Below are 21,980 nucleotides of genomic sequence, written 5' to 3' on the forward strand. Positions count from 1 at the left end.
CGGATGGCGTCGGCGCTGACACCTGTCCTGTCGCGCCCAAGCGTCGGCGCCGTCCGGATTACCTCTCCTCAATCTTGTTCAACAAACTGTTGACGTTTAGTTCTCGCCGAATTTAGGCTGTTCCGCATGACGGAAGACTCTTTTCGTCAGCAGTTACCCGTACGGAAGGTCACCATGTCGAAGCGCACGCTGACGACCGAGTCCGGCGCCCCGGTCGCCGACAATCAGAACTCCGCCACCGCCGGCGTCGGTGGCCCGCTCCTGGTCCAGGACCAGCAGCTGATCGAGAAGCTTGCCCGCTTCAACCGTGAGCGCATCCCGGAGCGCGTGGTGCACGCCCGCGGCTCGGCCGCGTACGGCTACTTCGAGGTGACCGACGACGTCACCGCGTACACCAGCGCCGCGTTCCTGAACACGGTCGGCAAGAAGACCGAGACCTTCCTGCGGTTCTCCACCGTCGCCGACTCGCTGGGTGGCGCGGACGCGGTCCGCGACCCGCGCGGCTTCGCGCTGAAGTTCTACACCGAAGAGGGCAACTACGACCTCGTCGGCAACAACACCCCGGTGTTCTTCATCAAGGACCCGATCAAGTTCCCCGACTTCATCCACTCCCAGAAGCGCGACCCCTTCACGGGCAAGCAGGAGCCGGACAACGTCTGGGACTTCTGGGCGCACGCCCCCGAGGCGACGCACCAGATCACCTGGCTCATGGGTGACCGCGGTATCCCGGCGTCGTACCGTCACATGAACGGTTACGGCTCCCACACGTACCAGTGGACCAACGAGTCGGGCGAGGCCTTCTTCGTCAAGTACCACTTCAAGACGAACCAGGGCATCCGCTGCCTGTCGGGCGAGCAGGCCGCCGAGCTCGTCGGCTCGGACGCCAACTCGCACCAGACCGACCTGCTGCAGGCCATCGAGCGCGGTGTGAACCCCTCGTGGACCCTGTACGTGCAGATCATGCCCGCCGCCGAGGCCGCGGACTACCGCTTCAACCCGTTCGACCTCACCAAGGTGTGGCCGCACACGGACTACCCGCTGCAGCGCGTCGGCCGCCTGGTCCTCGACCGGAACCCCGACAACGTCTTCGCCGAGGTCGAGCAGTCCGCGTTCTCCCCGAACAACTTCGTCCCGGGCATCACCGCCTCGCCGGACAAGATGCTCCAGGGCCGCCTGTTCGCGTACGCCGACGCCCAGCGCTACCGCCTCGGTGTGAACCACACCCTGCTGCCGGTCAACGCCCCGAAGGCGACGAAGGCCGAGAACTACGGCCGCGACGGCGTCATGGCGCTGCGCAACGGCTCGCGCCACGACAAGAACTACGAGCCCAACTCGTACCAGGGCCCGGCCGAGACCGGTCTGGCGCTCGGCGCCCCGAAGGCCGTCTCCGGCTACACGGGCACCCACGAGGCCCCGGCCCACACCAAGGACGACGACTTCTTCCAGGCCGGTGAGCTCTACCGCCTGATGTCGGAGGCCGAGAAGCAGCGTCTGGTGGCGAACATCGCCGGCGGCCTGTCTCAGGTCACCCTCGAGGACGTCATCGAGAAGAACCTGGCTCACTTCCACGCCGCGGACGCCGACTACGGCAAGCGCGTCGAGGAGGCCGTTCGCGCCCTGCGCGACGCCTAAGAGCCGAACAGCTGTACCGGGGGCCTGACGGGAGGTCAGGCCCTGGGTACCGAGCCCGACCCGCTTACCCGGATGAGGGGTGGTACGCGGTGAGGGCAGGACGAGGACCGTGGCGAGCGTGCGAGCCAGTGCGGTGGTAATGGGTTCCGAGGCCCGTCTCTTGACCTGAGGGAGACGAAGCCGGAGTTCTCGTCGCCGTTCGCCACGGTCCCAGCCACTCCTCTCTCTCCTCCGTACAGGGGCTACGCACAGAGCCCCCTGCACGGAAGGACCCCGAGGAGCCTCCTACTCCGCCCGGCGGTGCGAACGTCCTGTCGCGCCAGCCTCGCACCGTCGGGCGGTATCAAACCAGAGCGCCGAGTCACGGACGGTCCCGTGACTCGGCGCTTTGTCGTTCCCCGGCTTCTTCCCGCTCCCCTTCACCTCGTCGGGAGTGACCGGCGCATGCCATGATCCGCGGATGAGCGAGTACTCCTGGCCCTGGGAGAACGGCAGATGCACGACCGAGGCCGCCCCGGCCTGGACCGAGACCGTCCGCGTTCTGCCCGTCGGCACGCCTCTCACCGGTGAGGTCGTCGGCCGGCAGCCGTTCGGCGTCTTCCTCGCCATCGACGGCCACCCCGAGGCCGTGGGCCTGGCCAGGATCGACAGGATGCCCAGGTGCATGGAGCTGCCGACTGTAGGGCGGCCCGTCACCGGCGAGGTCGTCTGGCACGCCGAGCACAATCACCAGGTCGGCGTCGAACTCCGCGAGTGGGCCGAGCACGAAGACCTGCTGCCGCGCTTCCGCGCGGGCCAGGTCGTCCGCGGACTCATCACCAGGATCACGCCCATCGGAGTCTTCGTGCGCCTCGCCGACTGCGTCGAGGGACTCGTTCCGCTCGCCGGACCGTCCACGGAGCTCTTCCGGGCGGGCCAGGACATGCCCGTACGGGTCGTGACGGTCGACCACGAGCGGAACCGGATCCTTCTGGCCGAATCCGTCCCGTAGCCCCTGGAGGCCGCGCTGCACGGCGCCCCGCTGCCCGACGGCCTTCCCGACGCGGACGGGCTCGCCAGACCTCTCAGCAGACCTCTCAGCGGCACCGGCACCGGTCTCCGTTCCGGCAACGCAGAACGGCCCCCGCCCCTCCCGAAGGAGGAACGGGGGCCGCTGTGTACTACGCGCAGTGTGTACCGCGTACCGCGGGGATCAGACCTTGAGGGACTTGATCGCGGTCGGGGCGTGGCCCGGCTCGGTCGCGAGCTCTTCGAACTCGGTGACGTCGCTCATGTCGACCGTCTTGCTCATCGCGATGTTGGTGACGCGCTCCAGGATGGCCTCGACGACGACCGGGACCTGGAACTCCTGCGCCAGCTTCTTGGCCTCCTCGAAGGCCTCGCCCAGCTTGTCCGGGTCGGTGACGCGGATGGCCTTGACGCCCAGGCCCTCGGCGACCTTGACGTGGTCGACACCGTAGACACCCAGCTCGGGGGTGTTGATGTTCTCGAACTCGAGGTTGACCTCGAAGTTGATGCCCAGACCGCCCTGCGCCTGACGGATCAGACCCAGGTAGGCGTTGTTCACGAGGACGTGAACGTAGGGGACCTTGTGCTGGGCGGCGACCGCCAGCTCCTCGATCATGAACTGGAAGTCGTAGTCACCCGAGATCGCGACGATCGGGGTCTCCGGCTCCGCGGTGGCGGCACCGATGGCGGCCGGGATGGTCCAGCCGAGCGGGCCGGCCTGGCCGCAGTTGATCCAGTGGCGCGGCTTGTAGACGTGCAGGAACTGCGCGGCCGCGATCTGGGAGAGACCGATGGTGGTGACGTAGCGGGTCTCCGGGCCGAAGGCCTTGTTCATCTCCTCGTAGACGCGCTGCGGCTTCAGGGGGATGTTCTCGAAGTGCGTACGGCGCTGCAGGGTGGCCTTGCGCTCCTGCGCGGACTCGGTCCACGCGGAGAAGTCGGGCAGCTTGCCCTCGGCCTTGAGCTCCTTGGCGACCTCGATGAAGAGCTCCAGCGCGACCTTGGCGTCGGAGGCGATGCCGAAGTCCGGGGCGAAGATCTTGCCGAGCTGGGTGGGCTCGATGTCGACGTGGACGAACTTGCGGCCCTTGGTGTAGGCGTCCAGGTTGTAACCGGTGTGGCGGTTGGCCCAGCGGTTGCCGATACCCAGGACGAGGTCCGACTCCAGGAACGTCGCGTTGCCGTAGCGGTGCGCCGTCTGGACACCGACCATGCCGGCGGCCAGCTCGTGGTCGTCCGGGATGACGCCCCAGCCCATGAGGGTGGAGATGACCGGGACGTTGATGAGCTCGGCGAACTCGACCAGCAGGTCGGAGGCGTCGGCGTTGATGATGCCGCCACCGGCGACGATCAGCGGGCGCTCGGACTCCAGCAGGAACTGGATGGCCTTGGCGGCCTGGGCGCGGGACGCCTGCGGCTTGTAGACCGGCAGCGACGTGTAGGTCTCCGGGTCGAACTCGATCTCGGTCAGCTGGACGTCGATCGGGAGGTCGATCAGGACCGGGCCGGGGCGGCCGGAGCGCATCAGGTGGAAGGCCTGCTGGAAGACACCGGGGACCTGCGCGGCCTCCAGGACCGTGGTGGCGGCCTTGGTGACGGGCTTGGCGATCGAGGCGATGTCGACGGCCTGGAAGTCTTCCTTGTGGAGCTTCGAGACCGGGGCCTGACCGGTGATGCACAGGATCGGGATCGAGTCCGCGATGGCCGAGTACAGGCCGGTGATCATGTCGGTGCCGGCCGGGCCCGAGGTACCGATGCAGACACCGATGTTGCCCGCCTTGGCACGGGTGTAACCCTCGGCCATGTGCGAGGCGCCCTCAACGTGGCGGGCCAGCGTGTGCGCGATGCCGCCCACGTTCTTGAGCTCGCGGTAGAACGGGTTGATCGCAGCACCGGGCACGCCGAACGCTTGTTCAACACCCTCGAGCTTGAGGATCTCAACTGCAGCGGCGGCGGCTGTCATACGAGGCATCAGGTTCTCCTGCGGGTCTGGCGGTCAGGCTTTTCCGTCATCCGGAAGTTTTGTTCTGCTATACGGAACAAGCTAAGCGTCGGACTCCGGGACGTCAAGGTGGACCGGGACCCCGGATGCCACCAAAAGCCACATGTTGGTCGGTGGCTTATACAAACGACCAAGACGATGACCGGAAATGGCCCGCTACTCGCCGCGGCGGTCGCCGGTGGTGGAGCATGTACGTACGCACAGCGACGAGGGGGTCCAGGTCTCATGGCGGAAGCGGTACCGGTGCGCTGCCCGGCGTGCCTGCGCGAGAACGGCTACACCGCCCCGGTTTTCCCCTGCGCCTGCGGGAGCCCGGTCCACCCCCCGCTGGACCTGGCGGCGCCGCCGCTCCCGCTGACCCATCGGACGTGGTCGGACACCTGGGTGGCGGTACGGTGCGAATCCTGCGGCCGGGAGAGCGAGTGGCCGCATCCGGAGCTGGGATGCGGATCGTGCGGCACCGTGGTGCTGCTGCCGGTGCACCCGCTGGGCGGCCGGCCGGATCCGCGCGACGGCACGGCGGAGGGTGGGGCGGACGCACCCCCGCCCGGGAGCGGAAGCGGGAGCGGTAACGCGAACGAGGCCGCGCGGCAGGCTACGCCGACCCCGCACTCACCCTCTTCTTCCCCTCCCCCTCCCCCTTCCCCAGCGCCCTCAGCCGCGCCGCCGGGGCAGCCCACGCCCGTGCCGCGCCCCGCCTTCCGCCCGGTGACCATCCGTACGGCCCGTGACGCGGTGGCCACGGCCGCGCTGTACCTGCGCTGGCTCGGCTTCCAGGACGTACGCCAGCCCGACGGCCGCCCGATCCCCTCGGCTGCCGTGGACCTACGGGCGCCGGGCCTGGTCGCCCAGGTGGACCCGACCACCGCCCCGGCCGGACTGCGGGCGGTGGAGTGCGTGTGGCTGAACGGGCTCACGGCCTCGGCGACCAGCGTCTACTTCGCGCTCGCCGGGTACACGGAGGCGGCCCGCGCCCGCGCGGACGATCTCGGGATACCGCTGTTCGTCATGGACCTCACGGGCATGCCGCAGCCGGTGAACGACCCGGCGGACGAGCTGATCGGCGCGGGAGCTTAGCCTTTCCCTTCGAGCGCTTCCGCTGGAGCGCCGTCCCCGAGCCTTTGCCTGCCCTTCCCGCCGAGGAGAGCCCGATGAGCCTGTACGACATTCCGCTGACCACCCTGAACGACGAGCCCACCACTCTCGGTGCCCACAAGGGCAAGGCGATCCTGCTGGTGAACACCGCCTCGCAGTGCGGGCTCACCCCCCAGTACTCGGGACTGGCCCGCCTGCAGTTCAAGTACGAGGAGAAGGGCTTCACCGTCATCGGCGTGCCCTGCAACCAGTTCGGCGAGCAGGAGCCCGGCAACGCCGAGGACATCCAGACCTTCTGCGCGGCCGGCTTCGGGGTCACCTTCCCGATGCTGGAGAAGTCCGAGGTCAACGGGGAGAACCGGCACCCCCTCTACAAGGAGCTGGTCCAGGTCCCCGACGCGGAGGGCGAGGCCGGGGACATCCAGTGGAACTTCGAGAAGTTCCTGATCTCCCCCGCCGGCGAGGTCGTGGCGCGCTTCCGCCCGCGCACCGAGCCCGAGTCCGCCGAGGTCATCACCGCGATCGAGGCGCACCTGCCGGCCTGATCCGGGAGCGCGCGAAGGGGGCCCGGGCCGTATCCGCGTATCCGGCCCGGGCAACAGTCCGTAGTCAGTAGGGGGAGCAGTCCGTGTCCGATCCGTTCAACATGTCCGGGCCGAGGTCATCCGCGCACCGGCCTGTCCACCCTCTCTCGGTGGCCGGGAACTCGGCGGCGCTGGATGCGGAGATAGCCCGCCAAGGGGTACGCATGGCGGCGTACGAACTGGGGGCGGTGCTGTCGGCCTCGACGGTGGCCGCGCAGCTGGGCATCAGCATGTACGCCTCCGCGCAGACGGAGGAGAGCGACAGTGTCGGTGAAGCGGTGGGGCGGGGGCTGAGCGAGGGAATTCTCGCGGCCACGACGGCTCCCCTGCTGTACGCGGGGCTGGTGGGCCTGGTGTCGTGTGCGGGGTTCGGGTTCGCGGCGCACACGAACCGGGTGAAGCTGATGCAGCGGCGGATGGGCGTGCGCTGAAGGCGCCGAGGGCGCTCGGCTCTGTTTGGCCGACCCGCCCTGCTGTGACGAGATCCGGCCATGTGGCGCAGTACGAATCATGAGCCTGGTGGAACTGATCGCCCGTGCGGACGAGCGCGCCCTCGCCGCGAGCGCCGTCGCCTGCGTGGACCGCTGCCTGCCCCTCCTCGAAGGCGTCGAAGGCCTCGGCCTGGACGTCGACGAATCGGTACTGCGCCCCCTCTGGGTCGCCGTCGAGGGGGGTGACCGCTGGCTCGGCCGGCTGCGCGCCGCCGGCATGCAGGTGCGCCAGGTCACTCCGGACTGCGAACTCGCCGAGTACGCGATGCGGCTGGTCGAGCACATCCCCGCCGGCTACCGCGCGGACGCGCTGCGCGCCTGGGCCGACGAGTGCTCGACCGTCCTGCTCGGCATCCACCAGCTGCTGGACGGCGCCTCCGCCGTCGACGAGGCCCGGGTCGCCGCGTACCGCACCGGTGACACCGAGGGCATCGGCCCTCTCACCCTCGGCGAACAGCGCCGCCAGACCTCCCTGCTGGAGATGCTCTCCGACGAATCGGGCTCGGGGCTGCGCGGCGCGCTCGCCCTGTCCAACGAGGGCAAGCGGGTCCTGCGCGCGGCGGTGTCGCGCCGTAGCAGGACGCTGGAGGCCCTGAGGGCCCGGGGAACGTCGGCGGGCTGATGGCCGGATGCGGCCGGCGCGCACACATCCGGCCCACGTACAGGGGGGCGGCCGTCAACTCCGACGTGAGCGCAGGCCGTCAGTTGATCTCTCGTTCGAGTCCGGTCCAGTACGGTTCGCGCAGCTTGAACTTCTGGATCTTGCCGGTGGCCGTGCGCGGGATCGCCTCGCGGAACTCGACGCTCGTCGGCGCCTTGTAGCCGGCCATGCGCTCCTTGCAGTGGGCGATGATCTCGCCTTCCTCCGCCGTGGCCCCTTCGACCAGGACCACGAGCGCCTTGATCGTCTCGCCCCACTTCTCGTGCGGCACACCGATGACGGCCACCTCGGCGACCGCCGGGTGGCGGAAGATGGTGTCCTCCACCTCGATCGACGAGACGTTCTCGCCCCCGGTGATGATCACGTCCTTCTTCCGGTCGGAGAGCGTCAGGTGCCCGTCGGCCTCGTCGATCGTGCCGCCGTCGCCGGTGTGGAACCAGCCGCCCTCGAGCGCCACCTCCGTCTCCTCCGGCTTGTCCCAGTAGCTCTCCAGCACGACGTTCGACCGCGCCAGCACTTCGCCGGACGCGGAGACCTTCAGCTTGACCCCGAGCGCGGGCAGCCCCGCGCGGGACAGCTTGTGCGCCCGCTCCTCGGCCGGCAGCCCGGCATCGCCGGCCCGGGCCCGGTTGTAGGTGAGCAGCGGCGAGGTCTCGGTCAGGCCGTAGATCTGGGTGAACTCCCAGCCCAGCTCCTCGCCCATCCGCTGGATCGTCCTGCTCGGCGGGGGCGCCCCGGCGCAGACGATCCGTACGCGGTCACGGCCCGGGATCTCGCCCTCCCAGGTCGCGGCCGCATCCAGCACGGCGTTCCACACCGCGGGCGCGCCGCACATGAGCGTGACGCCGTGCTCGTCGACCCGACGCAGGATCTCCGCGCCGTCGACCTTGCGCAGTACCACCTGCTTCACGCCGAGCCCGGCCATCACGTACGGCATTCCCCAGCCGTTGCAGTGGAACATCGGCAGCGTGTGCATGTAGACGTCGCGCTCCCACACCCGGGTGTGCAGCCCGAAGGTCAGGCCGTTGACCCAGATGTTGCGATGGGTCAGCTGCACGCCCTTCGGGCGGGCGGTGGTGCCCGAGGTGTAATTGATCGTCGCCGTGGCGTCCTCGTCCGGGTTCGACCACGGCCGCGGCTCGACACCGAACCGCATCAGCTCGCTCTCCGTCTGAGCGCCGAGAACGAAGCGGTGGCGCGCCTTGACGCCGACGAGGGACTCGTCCAGCTCCGGGTCGACGAGCAGCACCGATGCCCCGCTCTGCCGCACCACGTAGTCGATCTCTTCGGGCTTGAGCCGGAAATTGACCGGCACGCAGATCCGGCCGCTCATCGGCACCGCGAACAACAGCTCCAGCAGCCGCGACGAGTTGTGGCTGACCACCGCCACCCGCTCGCCCTCCCCGACACCGAGCCGGTCGAACCCGGCTTGCCAGGCCCGAACCCGCTCCCCCAGCCGCCCGTACGTGGACACGGGCACAGGCGGAGCGGGCTGGTCCGGCTCGTCGACCACGCCGGGGCTGGAGGAGAACCCCAGCTCGGCCCGGTCGAGGAAGTCCGAGACGGTCATCGGAATCCGCATTGCTCTCTCCTGGGATCGGGACATCTACATGGAGGGGCACCGAAGGCCGCAACCGGCACCGGCACCGACACCGGTTGGCCGGCCGACCAACTGACCTGAAAACGACTGACACCTGATCTCGACCCGGCCGAACCGCGCACGTGAACGCCGCACTCCCGGTCGTCGTCATGGCAGGCATCGTGCCGCGTCCGGTGCACCCGCCACCAGCCCGCCGTCAGCCGCGGGTCGCCCCGAAACGCACACCCCCCTGGCCGCCTGCCTTCCCGTCCCCCACACCGTCACTCATCCCCTCGACCAGCAACTCCCCCTCGGCGACGACCTCCGCCCGCCGTGCCTTGGACAACTTGTCGTCGAACAGCTCGACGGTGAGCAGGTTCCCGTCCAGCTTCCACAGCCCGGCGACGAACCCGTCGACGAGGAGCGCGCAATGTGCCTGGTTGCCCGTCCAGGTGCGGCCCTTCGCCTCGGGGGTGATCACGCGGGTGCGGTCGGCGTGCGAGAGCAGCAGGTTGTCGAACTCGGGGAGGAAGCGGGGCGGCGCCGGGGTGTCCGCATCGGGCCGGGGCGCGTCGGGCAGGTCGAACAGCTCGACCCCGTTCTCGTCCCGGAAGACGGCCAGGCCGGGCCGCAGCCGCTCGAAGGCCTCGCGCAGCCGGGTCAGGCCGGCCCAGGTCTGCATGTCCTTGACGGAGGCGGGCCCGAAGGCGCCGAGGTAGCGCAGCACGACCTCGTCCACGGGCTGCGGCTCGGCGGCGGGGGCGGTCCGGCCGAGCCAGTTCTCGGCAGTCGTCAGCCGGACCTGGCCACTGCGTCCCCACACCCCCCGGGGCGTGACCTGGACGAGCGGGAGCCGGCAACGGGCGGCGACGGACAGGGACTGCGGATCGGCGTCGGGCCACTCCTTGAGCAGCTCCTCCCGGATCTCGGCCATGGTGCGCGGCTCGCTCTCGACGAACGCGCGGGCCCGCGCCGCCAGCCGGTCCAGGTCCACCCCTCCGAGCCCCTTCCGGAAGTAGGTGACCTCCCGGTCCCGGGCGGGCTGGACCAGCGGGCGCAGGGTCTGGGCGTCGTCCGCCGTGTGGGTGTGGATGGTCGAGCGCATGGTGACCATACGGACCACCTCGCGGGACTCCATGAGCCCGGCCAGTTCGGCGGGCCGGAATCCGGCGAGGCGGGCGTGGAGCTGGAAGTACGGGGGCTTCACGTTCTGCGCCTGCAGCCCGACGAGGTGCGCGACGGCGTCCCGCGCGGACATCTCGGCGCGGCTCAGCAGCAACTGGCGGGCGAGCGTGGCACGGTTCAGAGCGCGGGTGCCGAGTACGGGATGTGCAGTCCTGGAGGCCATGACAGCAAACTAGCCTTCTTTGCGGACACCTTCTGTCCGCAACTCGACTTGAATCCCTCCACCCGATTGCCCTATATCCTGCCCATTACCCATAAACACACGCTCGACCGGGAGCTGACCTGCGATGTCGGAGCGCCCAGACCGCCGCCCTTCGCCGTCCGCCGCGAAGCGGCCGAGTTGGCGCCGCCCCGCCTCGCCGGCCGCCACACCCCCGGCGGGCCCGCCGGCCTCCCCGCAGCCCGCACCCTCCGCACCCACTCCCCCGAACCACCGCAGCGTGATCGACTCGGCCGTGTACCGCGACGGCCGCCGCGTCGCCTCCCCCACCACCCTGGCCGACACCTTCCGCCGACTGCGCGAAGAGCCGGACGGCATGGCCTGGATCGGCCTGCACCGCCCCACCGAGCCCGAACTGCACTCCCTGGCAGCCGAGTTCAACCTCCACGAACTCGCCGTCGAGGACGCCCTGGAGGCACACCAGCGCCCCAAGCTCGAGCGCTACGGGGACACCCTCTTCGTCGTCCTGCGCGCGGCCCGCTACCTCGACGCCCAGGAGGAGGTCGAGTTCAGCGAACTCCACGTCTTCGTGGGCCCGGACTTCCTGATCACGGTCCGCCACGGCGGCGCCCCGGACCTCTCCACCGTCCGCCACCGCATGGAGGAAACCCCGGACCTCCTCTCCCTGGGCCCGGAGGCCGCCCTGTACGCGATCCTCGACGCGGTGGTCGACGGATACGCCCCCGTCGTCGAGGGCGTCCAGACGGACATCGACGAGATCGAAACGGAAGTCTTCCGCGGAGACCCGGCGGTCTCCCGCCGCATCTACGAACTCTCCCGCGAAATGGTCGAGTTCCAACGCGCCACCCGCCCCCTGGTCGGCATGCTCCACGGCCTGATGGCGGGCTTCGCCAAGTACGGCACGGACGAGGAACTCCAGCGCTACCTCCGAGACGTGGCCGACCACGTCACCCACACCAGCGAACGCGTCGACGGCTTCCGCCAGGCCCTCACGGAAATCCTGACGGTGAACGCGACGCTGGTCTCCCAACAACAGAACGCGGAAATGCGCGCCCTGGCGGAGGCCGGCTTCGAACAGAACGAGGAGATCAAGAAGGTTTCCTCATGGGCTGCCATTTTGTTTGCTCCCACACTCGTCGGAACTATCTACGGCATGAACTTTGAGTCCATGCCTGAGTTGGGATGGAGCTTCGGATACCCCCTTGCGATCTGCCTCATGGGGGTGATTTGCGCCAGTTTGTACGTGATTTTCAAGCGGCGGGACTGGCTCTGAGCCCCTCGCGTGACGCTCAGTCATCGTTCGCACTTCGCTTTCGCATCACTCACAGATCGACCCAGAAGCGGCCGTGGGGGGAATCTGGGGGGAATAGATGCGAGTGATCTCCTCGCCCTGCCCCGGCAAGCCCGTGACCAGGCCTTTTTGGGCGTCGGCGAGCCTTGGGGGGAATCCGGGGAGAAACGAATGGCAGTCAGCACCTTGCGCGCGCCGCAACGACCCCGCCCGGCTTCCTGTTCAGCGCTCCCTGCAGAGCGCGCCGACCCTGCGGCGCGTCACAGACAGCGACCTCCATGCTCTTGTCGTCCCGGACAGCCCCCAGGGTCAGAACGCCCTGACCTGTCGCAAGCTGTTACCTCGCCAAGGCTTCACACCTGCGTCTGAGGTGACCACGCAGCAGGCCACGGGCGGAGCCCAACCTGGGCGGCACCCCCGTCTCCGCAGCCCGGAGCCTTACAGCGTCAACTTCGCGACGTATGCGGGCCTTACGGGCGCTGCGTGCGCGAGTCCCACGCTGATTTCCTGCTCGGAACCGACCTGGACAACGGTCGGGTACGGACTTCTCTCGACGCCAGTAGGGCCAGGCACGCGGCCACTACGGAGAGTCCGGCCAGAGTCGCGAAGAGGTGGGGGTAGCCGCCGAGTGGGCCCGCGAGGGCGGCGCCGGCCCAGGGGGCCAGTGCTCCCGCGATGTGGGCCGGGGCGCCGAGAAGTCCGGAGAGGCGGCCGTAGTGGGTGGCGCCCCAGCGGTCGGTGACGGCGGTGGCCTGGAGCAGGGTCAGGTTGCCTCGTACAACACCAGCCAGGACCGCGAGCGCGATCAGCAGTGGCATCGGGCCAGGCACCAGGGCGAGGGCCGCTGTCGTTGCACCGCCCAGGGTGAGCAGGGTGACGGTGCGGGTGGTGACGGACGTGCGGGTGGACAGGCTGGCGTAGAGGGTGCGGCCGAGGGTTTGGCCGGCGCCGCCGAGTCCGAGGGCCCAGGCGGCGGTTGTCGTGCTGGCGCCGCGTTCGGTGAGGAGTGGGATGAGGCCCATGACGACTGCGTACATGGCGAAGCCGGAGAGGGTGAAGGCGACGGCAAGGAGGAGGAAGGGGCGGCTGCGGGTGACCGGCGTGCGGTCGGTTGAGGGCGGGGCGGGTGCGGCCGGTGGCCATGGGGCGCGTAGGGCGAGAGCGTGGGCGGGGATGGTGACGGCGGCGAGCATCACGGCGAGCACGGCGTAGGTGGCTCGCCAACTGAGGTGTTCGGCCAGGGTCGCGGTCAGCGGAGCGAAGACGGTGGAGGCCAGTCCGCCGGCGAGGGTGACGATCGTCAGGGCCCGGACCCGGTCGGCCCCCCACCAGCGAGTGAGGGCGGCGAAGGCGGGCGGGTAGAAGGTTGCGGCCATGGCCAGGCCCGCGAGGATCCAACCGCAGGTGAAGACAGGCAGGTTCGGGGCGGCTGCGATCAGCAGGATGGCCAGAGTGCCGATCACGGATCCGGTGGTCATCACGGCGCGTGGGCCCCGGCGGTCGAGTGTCCGGCCGATGGGGATGCCGGCCATGGCCGAGACGATGAGTGCCAGGGAGAAGGCGCCCGTCGCAGCGTTGGCGGACCAGCCGGTGTCCGCCGTCAGGCGTGGGAGCAGGACGGGGAAGGCGTAGTAGACGATGCCCCAGCTCGTGATCTGAGTGGCGCAGAGGGCCGGGAGGACGCCGCGTGGCCGCGACCGGACCCCCGTCCCGGTCGCGGCCACGTCGGCCTTGGTGTTGGTCACCTCGGTCAGCAGCCGCCGGAGGGGGCGGGGGCGCCGATGGTGAGGGTGGCCGGGGCGGCGCAGCAGCCTCCGCCACTGGTCTCCTCGGCTGCCGCGGGCTGGTCGAAGAGTCCGGCTCCGCCGCAGACCCCGGTCTCGGGGAGGGTCAACTCGACACGCTCTGCGGCTTCGCGATCGCCGGCGAGGGCGGCGGCGATGGAGCGGACCTGCTCGTAGCCGGTCATGGCCAGGAAGGTGGGGGCGCGGCCGTAGGACTTCATGCCGGCGAGGTAGACGTCCTTCTCCGGGTGCGAGAGCTCGCTCGCGCCGTGGGGGTAGACGGTGCCGCAGGAGTGCTGGTTGGGGTCGATCAGCGGGGCGAGCGCGGTGGGGGCCTGGAGGCGTTCGTCGAGGCCGAGTCGGAGCTCGCCGAGGAAGGTGAGGTCAGGGCGGAAGCCGGTGAGGACGATGACCTCGTCGACCGGGTCGAGGCGGCGGCCGTCTTCACCGACGAGGACCAGGCGGCCGTCGGTGTCGCGCTCGACGGTCTCGGTACGGAAGCCGGTGACGGCGTCGGCGTATCCACCGTCGACGGCGGCCTTCGCCGCCAGGCCGAGGGCACCGCGGGCGGGCAGCTGGTCGGCTTCGCCACCGCCGAAGGTCGAACCACTGATACCGCGGCGCAGGATCCACAGGGCGTGGGTGCCCTGCTCGTCCTTCGCGAGGTCGGCGAGGTAGGCAAGCGCGGTGAAGGCGGAGGCCCCGGAGCCGATCACGGCGGTGCGCTTGCCGGCGTAACGGGTGCGGGCGGCCAGGTCCTTGAAGTCCGGGACGCGGTAGGCGATGCGGTCGGCCGCGGCGCGCTCCCCGAGAGCGGCGAGGCCGCTGCCGCCGGCCGGGCTGGGGGTGGACCAGGTGCCGGAGGCGTCGATGACGGCGCGGGCGAAGACGCGGGCCTCGCTGCCGTCGGCGGCGGTGTAGTGGATGACGTAGGGCTGGGCATCGCGGTCGGCGTCGACGATGCGGTCGCGGCCGGTGCGGGAGACGCCGGTGACGGTCGCGTCGTAGCGGACCTTGTCGCCGAGGACATCGGCGAGGGGCTGGAGGTAGAGGTCTGCCCAGTCCCCGCCCGAGGGGTAGGTGTCGGCGTCGGGCTTGGTCCAGCCGGTGGGGGCGAGGAGCTTCTCGGCAGCCGGGTCGACGACCTCGCCCCAGGTGGAGAAGAGCCGTACGTGAGCCCATGCGCGGACCGCGGAGGCGGCGGTGGGGCCCGCCTCCAGGACGAGGGGTTCGATGTCCCGCTCGATGAGCCGGGCCGCGGCCGCGAGGCCGATCGGACCGGCTCCGATCACGACGACGGGCAGGGCTTCATTGGATGCGTTCACGACGGACTCCCCTATTACTTCGACGTTTGTCGATGTCCTGACGGCTCCAGACTGACACCCCACATCGACGTTCGTCAACATAGACATCCATCTAATTTCTGGGGATGATGAAGACATGTCCCCTTCCAAGGTGCTGCCCCTGCTGGAGCCGGACGCCGTCGCGCCGTGCTGCCCACCGCTGTCGGAGCGCCCGCTGACGGCCGAGGAGGCCGAGCGGACCGCGGTGATGTTCAAGGCGCTGGGCGATCCGGTGCGCCTGCGGTTGTTCTCGGCCGTCGCCTCGCACGAGGGCGGCGAGGCGTGCGTGTGCGACATCTCGGATGTGGGTGTCTCCCAGCCGACGGTCTCCCACCACCTGAAGAAGCTCAAGGACGCCGGCCTGCTCTCCTCCGAGCGGCGCGGAACCTGGGTCTACTACCGGGTAGAGCCCGCAGTGCTCACCGCCATGGGCGCCATCCTGACCCGGGCCGGAACCGTATGAGCCTGCGCGTCGAGCCGCTCACCTGGGCACACGCGGACCAGGCCCTGGCGATCTACCAAGCCGGGATCGACGAGGGCAACGCCACCTTCGAGACCGAGGCGCCCACCTGGGCGGCTTTCGACGCAGCAAGGCTGTCCGAGCACCGGTTCGGCGCGGTCGGCCTCGACGGGAAGCTGCTCGGATGGGTCGCGGCCTCGAAGGTCTCGGACCGGTGCGCCTACGCAGGTGTGGTCGAGCACTCCGTCTACGTCCACCCCGCCGCCCGGGGCCGCGGTGTCGCCCGCACGCTCCTGGACGCGCTGATCGCCTCGACCGAGGCGGCGGGCGTCTGGACGATCCAGTCCGGGATCTTCCCCGAGAACACCGCGAGCCTGGCGCTGCACCAGCGGGCCGGCTTCCGAGTCATCGGCACCCGAGAGCGCATCGGCCTCCACCGCGGGGTGTGGCGCGACGTGGTGCTGCTGGAGCGGCGCAGCCCTGCCATCAGCTGACCGCGCGCCCGCCGCCGAGCGTGAGCTGGTGGTGGTGGAAGTCGAAGTGCTGGGTCGGGTAGCGGTAGATGTCCGCGAGGGTCATGTAGTCCTTGAAGTAGGGGTCCCACCGGACGGGGTAGTGCATGCCGCGCGCGAGGCCCGCTTCTGACTCCGCCGCGAGCTGACGCAGCAGGGAGTCGGTGACACGGTCGAATGCGGCGCCCATGCGACGCGGCCCGTACACCTTCACCGCCCCGCACGGCCCCAGGTAGTTGACCAGGTCGAAGGGCGCGGTGCCCGCGTTCAGTGCCCGCGCGAACCCCTTGCCGAGCTTGCGGGGGAGGCGCCCGAAGACGCGTACCAGGACGAGCAGCGCCCGGACGACCATGTAGCCGAAGAGCATGTGCCACAGCAGCTGCTCGTTGGTCCACTTGGTGCCGCTGGTGGGCCGGGCGAGGTCGTCCGGCGACGCGGTGTCGAGGAGGCGGTGGAAGGTCTCGCGGGCGCGCTCGTAGTCGTCGTACACGGCCTGCCGGTCCATCGGGGTCGGGTTCGCCATGCCCTGCCGGCTCTCGGTCGGGGTCCGGGGGCTCCGCCCCGGGTTTCGATGATTCCCGCTCCAGGGCTATGTCTCACCTGCGCGGGGCGGATCAGTCGTCCTGGAGGAGCGGGCCGAAGGTCTGCTCGGCGATCTGGACGGCCCGGTCTTGGCCGACGGCCTGGCCGTGCACCTCGGGGTGTGCTTGCCGCCACTGTTCGGCGGAGGCGTGTCCGGTGAAGAAGTTCAGGGTGTCGCAGCACACCGTTGCAGCAGGGCCCGCGCCCGCGCGGCGGCCGATGAACACGACGGCGTCCGCCGGCTCCCATCGTGCGGTGCCGCCGGTGAAGGTGACGGTGACCGGCTCGCCGTTGACCGGGTCCGAGGAGGAGATCCGTACGTCCTGGCCGCCGAGCATCGCAGAGATGCCCAGAGCGTCGACGGCGCACATCGACCACACCTCCACGCTTCCGGGCAGCCGCACGCGATGCCGGGTCCGGACTGCGGAGAACGGGTACGCCGCCCGGATCCGCCCGGTCCCGTCGAGGGTCAGGAAGTCCTCGCGGTCCAGTTCGGCCAGTACGTCGGCGGCGGTCCGGCTGGCGAGGGCGGCAGCGGCCTCCAGTACCGATGCCTCCGGCGCCGCACCTGCGGCGGCGAAGTGCCGCAGCACCGCCTGATGGACAGTGCGCAGACCGCGCTCGGCCGGGGCCCGACGGCCCCGGCCGGCCCGCCCGATCGGATCGAGCAAGTCCGTCTCGCAGCAGTCCTGGTCCCCGGCGGGCTCCCGGGCGAGAATCGCTCCGGACAACACCTGGCGCAGGTCCTCCACGCTCGGCGCCCCGCCCACCCGACCGTCTGCGTCCCGGTAGAGGCGGCAGGACACGCTCGGCGGAGCACCCGCCACCGCGAACGGGTCGGCCCCGTCGAGCAGCACGGTCGGCGAGCCGGTCACGCCCCAGCGGGCGGCCTCTCCCTGCTCGCGTACTTCGACGACCTCCACCTCGGCGCTCCGGCCGCCGAGCGCGGCGGCGATCCGCTCCCGGACGACGGGTACGTTCGGGCAGTCCGGCACCGTCAGGATGGTGATCCGCATTTCCGCTGTGCTCCCCATTCGTGGCTTGTCGCCCGACCGTAGACCTTCCAGCGCGCTGGAAGGTCAAGGCGTAGCGTGAGGGACATGCGCATCGGTGACCTTGCGGCGGCCGGCCACGTGACGGCCAAGACCATCCGCTTCTACGAGCAGGCCGGACTCCTGTCCGCCCCGCCCCGTACGGCGGCCGGGTACCGCGACTACGCGCCGGAGGCCGTGAACCGGCTGGCGTTCATCCGCGATTACAGGGCGCCGGCCTCACCCTCGCCGAGATCCGCTCGGTCCTCGAACTGCGCGACAGCGGCGAGGCCCCTTGCGGGCACGTCGCCCGGCTCATCAGCACGCACCTCGACGAGATCGAGCAGCGCATGGCGGAACTCCGCAGGACCCGCGCCTTGCTGACCGACCTGGGCCGAAGAGCGGCCGAGACGGATCCGGAGTCCTGCCCGGAAGGCGACATCTGCACCATCCTCCGGCAGCCCTGACCAGCGCAAGACCCTCCGCGGCGGTCAAACCGTGGTCAGTCGTGGCGGGAGACCTTGACCGCCGAGATCAGCAGGATGACCGCGAGTGCGGGAATGAGGACCAGGTCGGGGATCACGCCGAGGAGGAGGCCGCCGAGGAGTGCCCCGGTGATCGAGCCGCCCGCCATGAGCGCGGCGAAGCGGACGTTGGCGCCGAGGACGGCGAAGCTGCCGTCGCGGCTGTAGCGGGCGAACGCGACCAGCATCGTGGGCAGCGACACCAGCAGAGACAGGCTTCCCGCCAGCTTGATGTCCGCCCCGTACAGCAGCACGATCGTCGGAATCAGCAGCTCACCGCCCGCGACACCCATGATCGCGGCGACCACGCCGATGCCGAACCCGGCGGCGACTCCGGCCACCAGCTGCACCGCGACGGGCAGGTCGAGCGACCCGACGGCGGTGGTGTGGGTGGCGACGAGAGCCGCGGCCATGGCGACCATGAGGATCGCGAGGACCTTGTAGAGGGTGGCGGACTTCATCCGCACGGCCCACGAGGCTCCCGCCCAGGCGCCGAGCAGGCTGCCGGCGAGCAGGTTGACCGCGATCGCCCAATGGGCACCGAGCTCGCCGAAGGAGACCGCGGCCAGCCGGGCGGGCAGAGCGGTGACCACGACGACCAGGCTCATCGCCTTGTTCAGGATGACCGCCGACAAGGCCGCGAAGCCGAACATCCCGATCAGCAGCGGCAGCCGGAACTCCGCGCCGCCCAGACCGATCATCCCGCCCAACACACCCACCAGGGCACCCGCCCCGAACACCAGCGGCGCCGAGCGCAGCCGTGAGGCGTGCACCAGCCCCTTGTCCTGCGTCACTTCGATCATGCCCTCTCCCCGCACACGAGGCGCGGGCCCGATGGCGCGCACGCCCGTCCCATCGCTCCAGGAAGGTAGCGGCCCGGCACCATCCGAGCGCAAGGGCGGCACCGCATGTTCATCCACACCCACAGACCCACTGGCCGCGCCCGACTCAAGGTTGGAGGAAGCGACGAAATCCGCCGCTCGGCGACGACCATCGCAGGTGAGAGTGCGAACCGCACGCTGGGCCATTCGGTGCTGATGTCAGCCTTGAGTGGCATCAGGCTAGGCTGACGCGAGAGTCTCAGTTCGGGCTGATTTCAGCCAACGCTGATGTGATCGGTTCTGCGTGCGGCCCCGCGGCCCTGCGGCTGCCGTCGCCAGCCGAGCCCGTGCGGCGGTGCGGCGCGCGCCCTGCCCGCGCCCCTCCCTACCTTCACGCGCACGAACCGAAAACGAGCCCCTTCATGACCGCGACCGAACCCGGCCCCACCGCGCGACTACCGGAAGTCGAGGGCTCCTCGATCGTGGGGAAGCTGTCCACCCTGGACCGCTTCCTGGCGGTATGGATCCTGCTCGCCATGGGCCTCGTACGGCAAACGTGGCGCGTCTTTGCGGTGATCGAGCGTTCGCACCGGAGGTCGGCGCATCCTCATCCGGGTCCTGGTCGTTCCCCCGTCATGAAGAAGATCATGTTCGCGGTACTGCCCGCGCTCGCTCTGTCCCTCGCAGCTCCCGTGGCCCACGCCGACAACGACTCCAACTTCGGGGGTGGCGTGAACGCGGCGAACAACTGGAACTTCACGGCCGCCGCCGTCTGCATGCAGGAGGTCGCCGTCGTACCGGTCCTCGGTGACTGGGTCGGTGACCACGCAAACAACTGCTCCAACGGCAACGTGATCGACCACTCCGGCAGGTGACGGGCCTACACGAGGGCAGGACACCCCGACCGGCGCACCGGTCGGGGTGTCCTGCCCTCTGCCGTGCCGCGCGTCAGCGGTGGCCCAGCAGCTGTGCGATCTCGCGGGCCGCGTCGCGGGCCGGCCGGCCGACGCCGATGAGGGTGGCGGAGGCCGGGCCGGTCCAGTCGCCGTAGCCGAGCAGGTGCAGTCGGGGCTCGTCGACGGCACGGGTGCCGACGGTGGCGATGTGACCGCGGCTACCTCGCAGGCGCAGGGAGGCGAAGTGGGCGAGGGCGGGCCGGAAGCCCGTGCACCAGATGACCGCGTCGGCCTCGGTCCTGGTGCCGTCGGCCCATTCCACACCGGTCGCGGTGAGGCGGGTGAACATCGGCTTCGCGGTCAGGAGTCCGGCATCACGGGCCGCCCGGACCGGGGGCACGGCCACGATGTCACCGAGGGAGGCGACACCGCCCGTGTCGTCGCGGCCCGCGTCCAGCGCCTGGCGACGGGCGGTGGCGGCATCGAAGAGGGCCCTGCCATCGATGTCGTCAGGCAGGTAGCGGGGCGGGCGCTGGGTGACCCACGTCAGCTCGGCGACGGGCGCGAGATCGGCGGCGATCTGGGCCCCGGAGTTCCCGCCGCCCACGACGATCACACGCTGCCCGGCGAACTCGGCCGGGCTGCGGTACTGCACGGTGTGGAGCTGGCGGCCCTGGAACTCGCGCCGCCCGGGGACGGTGGGCAGGAAGGGGCGGGTCCAGGTTCCGGTGGCGCTGACGACCGTACGGGCCCGCCAGTCGCCGGAGTCGGTCTCCACCCGCAGGAAGTCACCGTCACGGTGGACGGCGTCGACCCACACGCCCCGCCGCACGGGGAGCTCGTACCGCTTCTCGTAGTCGGCGAGGTACGAGACCACGTGCCCGGCGTCCGGGTAGACCTCGCCCTCCTGCGCGGGCATGAAGCGGCCCGGCAGCGAGGAGTACGCGGCCGGTGAGAACAGGTGGAGGGAGTCCCAGGTGTGCTGCCAGGCTCCGCCCGGCGCCGCCTGGGCGTCGAGGATGACGTGCTCGATGCCCAGGCGGCGCAGGTGATAGCCGGCGGCGAGTCCGGACTGGCCGCCGCCGATCACCACCACATCCGCGTGCTGTGTCATGCCGCGGGCGACCCGCTGTCCGTCTTGCCGCGCATGAAGATGACCGCGACCAGGGCCAGGCCCACGACCGCACCCACGAGCTGTACGCCCACGAAGGCCGGTACGGAGGCGGGGGCGATGCCCGCGAAGGTGTCGGTGAAGGCGCGGCCGATGGTGACGGCCGGGTTGGCGAAGGAGGTGGAGGAGGTGAACCAGTACGCGGCACCGATGTACGAGGCCACGGCTACGGGCGCGAAGCGCAGGCGGTCCGTCCGCGCCAGCCCGAAGATCAGCAGGATCAGGCCGGCGGTGGCCACGACCTCGCCGAGCAGCAGGTTCCCGGCGGAGCGGTCGTGCGTGGCCCACTTCACCAGGGGCTCGCCGAACATCGCGTCGGCCAGGATCGCGCCCGCGATGGCGCCGACGATCTGGGCAGGAACGTAGACGGCGAGCTCACTAGCAGTGACGCCCGCGCCGCTGCGGCGGCCGGTCCACCACTCGGCGAGGCTGACGACCGGGTTGAAGTGGGCGCCGGAGACCGGGCCGAGGAGGGCGATCAGGACGCCGAGGCCGAAGACGGTGGCGGTGGAGTTGGCCAGCAGTTGCAGGGCCACGTCCTGGGTGAGCTTCGTTGCCTGGATGCCGGACCCGACGACGACCGCGACCAGTGCGGCCGTCCCGACGAGTTCGGCGGCGGCGCGGGCCACCAGCGGAGCGGCGGGCGGAGTCGCGCCGGGTATGGGCTGGGGCGCGTCGGCGGGTATCGCGGTGTCCGCTGCGGGTGCGGCGGCGACGGGCTCGGTGGCGGTCAAGACAGGTTCTCCTCGGGCAGGTGAGGGGGAAACCAAGCGGGTTATGGGCAGGACCGCTTGATGTTCGCTTCGGAAGTGGCACGCGCGGTCTGCGCGAGGCCGGCGAACTGACCGGCGATGGCCTCGATGACTTCCGGGCGGAGTCTGTAGTAGATGAAGCGGCCGCACGGTTCGGTCTCCACGACCCCGGCCTCTCTGAGCACCTTCAGGTGGTTGGAGAGGTTGGTCTGCTTGGCACCGGTCTCCTCCACGAGGTGCGTGGTGCACAGCGTCTCGCGGGAGAGCAGGGTCACGATCTGAAGCCTGAGGGGGTCTGCCAGGACTCGGATCAGTTCAGTGTCGACTGACGTCATCATGGGCTGATACTGTCACATCAGTTGGGGCTGACACCAGCCCGAGCTGACCCTATTGGC

At 70.2% G+C, this 21,980-nt stretch carries 22 protein-coding genes and 2 pseudogenes; 13 read left to right on the top strand and 11 right to left on the bottom strand.

Annotated elements, in window-relative coordinates:
* Positions 1 to 174: 174 nt before the first annotated feature.
* The gene (locus OG625_RS07600) at positions 175 to 1,632 is read left to right on the top strand and encodes a catalase (protein WP_329390502.1); all 1,458 of its coding nucleotides are present in this window, start codon (positions 175 to 177) and stop codon (positions 1,630 to 1,632) included.
* Between the two features lie 460 nt (positions 1,633 to 2,092).
* Positions 2,093 to 2,623 carry a S1 RNA-binding domain-containing protein gene (locus OG625_RS07605; protein ID WP_329377602.1) on the top strand — a complete coding sequence of 177 codons (531 nt, stop codon included), beginning with the start codon at positions 2,093 to 2,095 and terminating at the stop codon, positions 2,621 to 2,623.
* A 201-nt stretch (positions 2,624 to 2,824) separates the two neighbouring features.
* On the opposite strand, the gene gcl is transcribed toward OG625_RS07605, so the two are convergent.
* The gene (gcl, locus tag OG625_RS07610) at positions 2,825 to 4,612 is read right to left on the bottom strand and encodes a glyoxylate carboligase (protein ID WP_329377604.1); all 1,788 of its coding nucleotides are present in this window, start codon (positions 4,610 to 4,612) and stop codon (positions 2,825 to 2,827) included.
* Between the two features lie 255 nt (positions 4,613 to 4,867).
* On the opposite strand from gcl, the gene OG625_RS07615 reads away from it, so the two are divergent.
* The 4 genes from OG625_RS07615 to OG625_RS07630 all read left to right on the top strand — a co-directional run bounded on the left by OG625_RS07615 (position 4,868) and on the right by OG625_RS07630 (position 7,434).
* Positions 4,868 to 5,719 (top strand): hypothetical protein, encoded by an 852-nt coding sequence (locus tag OG625_RS07615; protein ID WP_329377605.1) that lies wholly within the window; start codon positions 4,868 to 4,870, stop codon positions 5,717 to 5,719.
* A 74-nt stretch (positions 5,720 to 5,793) separates the two neighbouring features.
* Complete coding sequence (locus OG625_RS07620; RefSeq protein WP_329377608.1) at positions 5,794 to 6,282, top strand: glutathione peroxidase; 489 nt, start codon at positions 5,794 to 5,796, stop codon at positions 6,280 to 6,282.
* 149 nt (positions 6,283 to 6,431) lie between these two features.
* Positions 6,432 to 6,752, top strand: a complete 321-nt coding sequence (locus OG625_RS07625; RefSeq protein ID WP_329377610.1) for a hypothetical protein — start codon at positions 6,432 to 6,434, stop codon at positions 6,750 to 6,752.
* Positions 6,753 to 6,831: 79 nt separating this feature from the next.
* On the top strand, positions 6,832 to 7,434 hold the full coding sequence (locus OG625_RS07630; RefSeq protein WP_329377612.1) for a hypothetical protein: 603 nt from the start codon (positions 6,832 to 6,834) through the stop codon (positions 7,432 to 7,434).
* Positions 7,435 to 7,513: 79 nt separating this feature from the next.
* Here OG625_RS07630 and OG625_RS07635 read toward each other — a convergent pair whose 3' ends face one another.
* Together OG625_RS07635 and OG625_RS07640 are read right to left on the bottom strand one after the other, a co-directional pair.
* Positions 7,514 to 9,055, bottom strand: coding sequence for an AMP-binding protein (locus OG625_RS07635; protein WP_329377613.1), 1,542 nt, complete (start codon positions 9,053 to 9,055; stop codon positions 7,514 to 7,516).
* Between the two features lie 214 nt (positions 9,056 to 9,269).
* Positions 9,270 to 10,400 (bottom strand): winged helix DNA-binding domain-containing protein, encoded by a 1,131-nt coding sequence (locus tag OG625_RS07640; protein WP_329377615.1) that lies wholly within the window; start codon positions 10,398 to 10,400, stop codon positions 9,270 to 9,272.
* 124 nt (positions 10,401 to 10,524) lie between these two features.
* Here OG625_RS07640 and OG625_RS07645 point away from each other — a divergent pair, with 124 nt between their 5' ends.
* Positions 10,525 to 11,691, top strand: a complete 1,167-nt coding sequence (locus OG625_RS07645; RefSeq protein ID WP_329377617.1) for a magnesium and cobalt transport protein CorA — start codon at positions 10,525 to 10,527, stop codon at positions 11,689 to 11,691.
* A gap of 488 nt (positions 11,692 to 12,179) precedes the next feature.
* Here the strand turns inward: OG625_RS07645 and OG625_RS07650 are convergent, their stop codons facing one another.
* Positions 12,180 to 13,454, bottom strand: coding sequence for an MFS transporter (locus tag OG625_RS07650; RefSeq protein ID WP_443067682.1), 1,275 nt, complete (start codon positions 13,452 to 13,454; stop codon positions 12,180 to 12,182).
* Positions 13,455 to 13,459: 5 nt separating this feature from the next.
* Positions 13,460 to 14,818: an NAD(P)-binding domain-containing protein gene (locus OG625_RS07655; RefSeq protein WP_329377619.1), complete on the bottom strand. Its 1,359-nt coding sequence runs from the start codon at positions 14,816 to 14,818 to the stop codon at positions 13,460 to 13,462.
* A gap of 115 nt (positions 14,819 to 14,933) precedes the next feature.
* On the opposite strand from OG625_RS07655, the gene OG625_RS07660 reads away from it, so the two are divergent.
* Complete coding sequence (locus tag OG625_RS07660) at positions 14,934 to 15,299, top strand: ArsR/SmtB family transcription factor (protein WP_329377621.1); 366 nt, start codon at positions 14,934 to 14,936, stop codon at positions 15,297 to 15,299.
* Positions 15,296 to 15,790, top strand: coding sequence for a GNAT family N-acetyltransferase (locus OG625_RS07665; RefSeq protein WP_329377623.1), 495 nt, complete (start codon positions 15,296 to 15,298; stop codon positions 15,788 to 15,790). The genes OG625_RS07660 and OG625_RS07665 overlap by 4 nt, the downstream gene beginning before the upstream one ends.
* Here the strand turns inward: OG625_RS07665 and OG625_RS07670 are convergent.
* Positions 15,783 to 16,331 carry a DinB family protein gene (locus OG625_RS07670; protein ID WP_329377625.1) on the bottom strand — a complete coding sequence of 183 codons (549 nt, stop codon included), beginning with the start codon at positions 16,329 to 16,331 and terminating at the stop codon, positions 15,783 to 15,785. The two genes, OG625_RS07665 and OG625_RS07670, sit on opposite strands and share 8 nt — an antisense overlap.
* Before the next feature lie 91 nt (positions 16,332 to 16,422).
* Entirely contained in the window at positions 16,423 to 17,406 is a 984-nt protein-coding gene (locus tag OG625_RS07675) for an alkylmercury lyase family protein (RefSeq protein WP_329377627.1), read from the bottom strand.
* An 84-nt stretch (positions 17,407 to 17,490) separates the two neighbouring features.
* Here OG625_RS07675 and OG625_RS41395 point away from each other — a divergent pair.
* Both OG625_RS41395 and OG625_RS41400 read left to right on the top strand, forming a co-directional pair.
* A pseudogene (locus OG625_RS41395) lies at positions 17,491 to 17,586 on the top strand (MerR family DNA-binding transcriptional regulator); the annotation flags it as partial.
* Positions 17,587 to 17,693: 107 nt separating this feature from the next.
* The gene (locus OG625_RS41400; RefSeq protein WP_443067872.1) at positions 17,694 to 17,888 is read left to right on the top strand and encodes a MerR family DNA-binding protein; all 195 of its coding nucleotides are present in this window, start codon (positions 17,694 to 17,696) and stop codon (positions 17,886 to 17,888) included.
* A 35-nt stretch (positions 17,889 to 17,923) separates the two neighbouring features.
* On the opposite strand, the gene OG625_RS07685 is transcribed toward OG625_RS41400, so the two are convergent.
* Positions 17,924 to 18,748, bottom strand: coding sequence for a sulfite exporter TauE/SafE family protein (locus OG625_RS07685; RefSeq protein WP_329377629.1), 825 nt, complete (start codon positions 18,746 to 18,748; stop codon positions 17,924 to 17,926).
* Between the two features lie 311 nt (positions 18,749 to 19,059).
* Between OG625_RS07685 and OG625_RS41405 the strand changes: the two are divergent.
* Positions 19,060 to 19,311: pseudogene (locus tag OG625_RS41405) on the top strand (hypothetical protein); the annotation flags it as partial.
* Positions 19,312 to 19,401: 90 nt separating this feature from the next.
* Entirely contained in the window at positions 19,402 to 19,641 is a 240-nt protein-coding gene (locus OG625_RS07695; RefSeq protein ID WP_329390506.1) for a hypothetical protein, read from the top strand.
* Positions 19,642 to 19,714: 73 nt separating this feature from the next.
* Here OG625_RS07695 and OG625_RS07700 read toward each other — a convergent pair whose 3' ends face one another.
* Genes OG625_RS07700 through OG625_RS07710 form a run of 3 tightly spaced genes read right to left on the bottom strand, consistent with a single transcriptional unit; the run spans position 19,715 to position 21,923 of the window.
* Entirely contained in the window at positions 19,715 to 20,776 is a 1,062-nt protein-coding gene (locus tag OG625_RS07700; RefSeq protein ID WP_329377630.1) for an ArsO family NAD(P)H-dependent flavin-containing monooxygenase, read from the bottom strand.
* A complete protein-coding gene (locus OG625_RS07705) occupies positions 20,773 to 21,567 on the bottom strand; it encodes an MIP/aquaporin family protein (protein ID WP_329377632.1) in 795 nt (264 codons plus the stop codon). Before OG625_RS07705 ends, OG625_RS07700 begins: the two co-directional genes overlap by 4 nt.
* Before the next feature lie 41 nt (positions 21,568 to 21,608).
* The gene (locus tag OG625_RS07710; protein ID WP_329377634.1) at positions 21,609 to 21,923 is read right to left on the bottom strand and encodes an ArsR/SmtB family transcription factor; all 315 of its coding nucleotides are present in this window, start codon (positions 21,921 to 21,923) and stop codon (positions 21,609 to 21,611) included.
* Positions 21,924 to 21,980 lie beyond the last annotated feature (57 nt).

It is taken from the genome of Streptomyces sp. NBC_01351 (assembly GCF_036237315.1).
Lineage (GTDB): Bacteria > Actinomycetota > Actinomycetes > Streptomycetales > Streptomycetaceae > Streptomyces.